Source organism: Ureibacillus endophyticus (genome assembly GCF_003628435.1).
In the GTDB taxonomy this organism is placed as follows: Bacteria; Bacillota; Bacilli; order Bacillales_A; family Planococcaceae; genus Ureibacillus; species Ureibacillus endophyticus.
The window spans coordinates 1-3,967 of the sequence record NZ_RBZN01000089.1 but is presented as its reverse complement, the minus strand read 5'-3'; the positions used below and the strand labels follow the sequence as shown (position 1 = coordinate 3,967).

Here is a 3,967-nt window from a genome sequence, read left to right as displayed (position 1 = left end):
TTGTGTGGTGTGGTAACCTCAACTAACATCAAAATTCAGGGGGTGGCAAGTTTTTTTGCATAAAAGACTGTAAAACCAACGATTATTAGCGATTTATATATATAAGTTTTGACAATACGGAACAAGAGCTAGGGGGAAATTTATGAAACCATTAAAAATTGATGCGAATGGCGCTTTGTATATATCAGCTGAAGAATTAAAACAACCTTGTGTAGTAGTTGTATCGGAAAAAAAGGTAATGTTACAGCCTTTAAATCCATTCGGAACACTAGAAGTCATCACTCAGAATAATAAGGTTTTGCGAATAAACAACAATGAATCTATATTGTTTTGAGGTATAATTAGGAGTAGTAAAAAGAATATTAGTCTATCGGAAAAACCGAGGACAACAAATGTGTTTGGGACAAGGTGTCTCATTCTGTTTGTTGTCCTTTTTTTATTTCTCATATTAGAAAGGAGGTGGATCTATGAATGAAGCACAAAAGCAAGCGATCAATAATCAATTTGAAGTTATTAAAAAGATTGTAGAAGATGTAAATAGCTTCGTTGAGTCATCAAACCGTGTATTAGAGATTTTAGAAATGGAATTAACTCGGCTAAAAGAGTTGAAAGTGAATGAGAGTTATGAAGAAGGGTTTTTAAAGTATCTAGAATTAAAAAGGTCTATTAAAGGAAAAGTCTCGATATTAAAAGCAAGTATAAAAAATCTTGAAAAGACAATCAAGAAAACGCCTTTACCTCAAATAAAAGAACGAATGTTACTGGATCTTAACATAGCTAAAAATAAATTAAAAACATTGAATTTGTAGAAGGGAGGGGATTACGATGGCGACTATACGTACAAATATCATGGTGAATGACATGATGTCACAACAATTTCGTGCTATGAATATGGCAATGTCTACGGTCATTGATAGTTTTCATACTTTACATGATGCAACTGGTCAGGCGGTTGATGTAGCTGCATTAGAAGCTGCGCAAAGAGAGTTGCAACAAGTAGAAGCTAGTTTAAATAGGATGGATGATGAAATTCGGAAAGCTGAACTTGCACAAGATAATTTCAACGGAGAATTGCGAGAAAGTACCGGTATTGCAAACGGATTACTTGGAAAAATCGGAGCCATAGCAGGGGCGTATCTTTCCTTTCAATCCGCGCAAGGGCTTATTGGATTATCTGATGAAATGACTAATACGAATGCGCGGCTGGAGTTAATAAACGATAATTTAATAACGACTAATGAATTGCAGAAAATGATATATGATTCTGCTCAACGTACTTACGCTTCATATCAAGCGACTGCAGATATGGTTGGTAAATTAGGTATGCAAGCAAGAGCTGCCTTTAATAATAATAATGCTGAAATTGTTGCTTTCGCTGAACAGATCAATAAGACATTTTCAATCGCAGGTACATCTATAGAGGGTATTAATTCTGTAATGTTGCAATTAACACAAGCAATGGCAGCAGGTAGACTTCAAGGTGAAGAATTAAATGCAATACTCGATAATGCTCAACCGATTGTGGCAAATATTCAAAAGTACTTGGAAGATGTTTATAACATAGATGCAAGCAACATTAAAGAACTAGCATCCGAGGGTGTGATAACCGCTGAAATTATTAAAAATGCAATGTTTTACGCAGCTGCAGAGACGAATGCAGCATTTGAGTCTATGCCAGTAACCTGGGGCCAGTTATGGACCTCGATGAAAAATAGCGCTATTAACTCAATGGAACCTGTGTTACAGAAATTAAGTGATATTGCTAATAGTGATAGGATGGATAATTTTATAGAGGATACCACCACCTCATTAATGACCATGGCGACAGTAGCGTTAGTTGCACTAAATATGATGGCTGATACAGGAGCATTTATTTACGATAATTGGGGATTAATTGCTCCAATATTAGGTGTTGTAACAGGGGCTTTAGGAGCTTATGTGGGAGCTTTATTATTAGCTAAAGCCGCCACTATAGCAACAACAATATGGACCGGTGCAAAAACTTTAGCTTTAGGATTGATGACCGCTTCAAGCTGGGCTGGTGTACAAGCAACCATGGGTCTTACTGCGGCACAATGGGGATTGAATGCAGCTTTAATGGCGAATCCTGTGTTTATCATCGTTTTAGCGATAATTGCATTAATAGGAATATTATATTTAGCGGTTGCTGCAGTGAACCATTTTGCTGGCACTTCTATTAGCGCGACAGGAATTATTGCAGGAGTGTTTATGCTTTTATATGCGCACATCTACAACATTGTAGCGAATTTATGGAATATCTTCTCAGCGTTTTGGGAGTTCTTCATAAACGTAGGGGAACATAAAACTTATGCTATGCGAAAGCTATTCTACAATTTAGCTACTAATTTTATAGATTCAGCGCTTTCTATGGCTGATGGCTGGGATGGATTTGCAACAAACTTTGTAAATGCATTTATTTGGGCAGTAAACGGAGCGATAAAAGCATGGAATTGGTTTGTAGGGTTATTACCCGCTGAAATTAGTTCGAAAATTGGACTTCAACAAGCAGATGAATTTAACTATCGCACATCATTTACAAGCGATTTAAAAACCATTAGAGGTGCCTTGGATAATTGGCTTGGTGAAGCACCGGAAGGTTATAAGGAAGTAGCGAAAATGGAATATATGAACTATAGTGATTCCTGGAACACCGGTTATAATTGGGGAGCTGATTTATTCAATCTTGGAGCAGATAAGTATCAAGTAAATGATAGTTGGATGAAAGAACAAGAAGCTCTTATGAAGAGCCTAATGGATTCAGTTGATGCAGGGAATAGTGCTGGTAAAGATACGGCAGGCAATACAAAAAAACTTGCTGATAGTGTAGATATGGCGACAGAAGATCTAGCTTATTTAAGAGATATAGCAGAGGGTACGGCTATAAACCGTATTACGAATGAAATAAAAGTAGATATGAAAAACGAAAACTACATCAATAGTGAAATGGATATCGACGGTATTATTGATCGATTTGCAGAAAAAATGGAAGAGGCCGCAAGTTGTATGGCTGAGGCAGCTGATGCAGATGATATTTAGTAAAATTGAAGATGATTATGCTCTTCTTGCCAATAAAATAGGCGACATGTTAGTAATGCGTGTCGCTCATAAATTAACTGGTGTAGTTATTTATACAAAACGTAAGAGAGCAATTAACGATTTACAAATCAAAAGTGAACTTTATTCCTTTCGCGAAGATATGTTAGAGCGGAATGGATTAAAACAAGCTGTTTTAGATTACTTAGCGAAATCTCACGGCATCAGTACCGAGGGGAAAGATTTAAGAACGATTCTTAATGAAGTAAAAGAACAACAAGATAAAAAGGGTTATTTTGATGTAACCAGCGATGATATTGCTGATATAAAAGATAAAGTGAATAATGGCACAGAATTAAGTGATGTTATAAAAGAAAAAGGACTGAAAAAGAAAGCTATTTGTAAATAAAAGCTAGTTTGATATATTATCCCTAATAGAACGTATAAAGGGGATATGTCTATGTCTAATACGGTAATTAAAGGTGATTATTTAGGGTATACAGTAATTAATAATGGCATTAATATCAGTTTGAATAAATTGTTTAAAAATACAGTAATTCTAAATGAAAATACAGTAGAAACATACGAGGTTATAACTGAGGAATCGAAAACAAGTGTTTCTAGTGCAGCCTTGCGTGGTGGAGCAGGTGCAGTATTGTTAGGTCCTATAGGATTAGCAGCAGCTTTTACTGCAAGGAAGAAAGGAATTTACACTGTAGTAATTGTGTTCAAAGATGGGAAAAAGTCCGTGGTGGAGTTGAAAGAAAAGGAATTTAAAACATTTAGGATAACACACTAGCGTCGCATTAAAATAATTTGGCGCAATATTATAATCTGAATTTTCTGTAACAACATATATGCATAAAAAAATCCCTTATAATGGTTGGAGGTAGTAACCGATCCAAATCCAAAA

The 3,967-nt window shown here is 35.7% G+C and carries 5 protein-coding genes; all 5 read left to right on the top strand.

Annotated elements, in window-relative coordinates; genetic code table 11:
* Positions 1 to 142 precede the first annotated feature (142 nt).
* The 5 genes from D8M03_RS17165 (at position 143) to D8M03_RS17145 (ending at position 3,853) form a co-directional block, all read left to right on the top strand.
* Entirely contained in the window at positions 143 to 334 is a 192-nt protein-coding gene (locus tag D8M03_RS17165) for a hypothetical protein (RefSeq protein ID WP_121216009.1), read from the top strand.
* Between the two features lie 133 nt (positions 335 to 467).
* Positions 468 to 809, top strand: a complete 342-nt coding sequence (locus D8M03_RS17160; RefSeq protein ID WP_121216008.1) for a hypothetical protein — start codon at positions 468 to 470, stop codon at positions 807 to 809.
* A 16-nt stretch (positions 810 to 825) separates the two neighbouring features.
* On the top strand, positions 826 to 3,057 hold the full coding sequence (locus D8M03_RS17155; RefSeq protein ID WP_121216007.1) for a tape measure protein: 2,232 nt from the start codon (positions 826 to 828) through the stop codon (positions 3,055 to 3,057).
* Positions 3,041 to 3,463, top strand: coding sequence for a hypothetical protein (locus D8M03_RS17150; protein WP_147404844.1), 423 nt, complete (start codon positions 3,041 to 3,043; stop codon positions 3,461 to 3,463). Before D8M03_RS17155 ends, D8M03_RS17150 begins: the two co-directional genes overlap by 17 nt.
* Before the next feature lie 51 nt (positions 3,464 to 3,514).
* The gene (locus tag D8M03_RS17145) at positions 3,515 to 3,853 is read left to right on the top strand and encodes a hypothetical protein (RefSeq protein WP_121216005.1); all 339 of its coding nucleotides are present in this window, start codon (positions 3,515 to 3,517) and stop codon (positions 3,851 to 3,853) included.
* The last annotated feature ends 114 nt before the right edge of the window (positions 3,854 to 3,967 follow it).

Excerpts from the sequence above, each read along its gene's own strand:
- D8M03_RS17150 (WP_147404844.1), top strand. The coding sequence starts at position 3,041 with ATGCAGATGATATTTAGTAAAATTGAAGATGATTATGCTCTTCTTGCC.
- D8M03_RS17160 (WP_121216008.1), top strand. The coding sequence starts at position 468 with ATGAATGAAGCACAAAAGCAAGCGATCAATAATCAATTTGAAGTTATT.
- D8M03_RS17145 (WP_121216005.1), top strand. The coding sequence starts at position 3,515 with ATGTCTAATACGGTAATTAAAGGTGATTATTTAGGGTATACAGTAATT.
- D8M03_RS17165 (WP_121216009.1), top strand. The coding sequence starts at position 143 with ATGAAACCATTAAAAATTGATGCGAATGGCGCTTTGTATATATCAGCT.
- D8M03_RS17155 (WP_121216007.1), top strand. The coding sequence starts at position 826 with ATGGCGACTATACGTACAAATATCATGGTGAATGACATGATGTCACAA.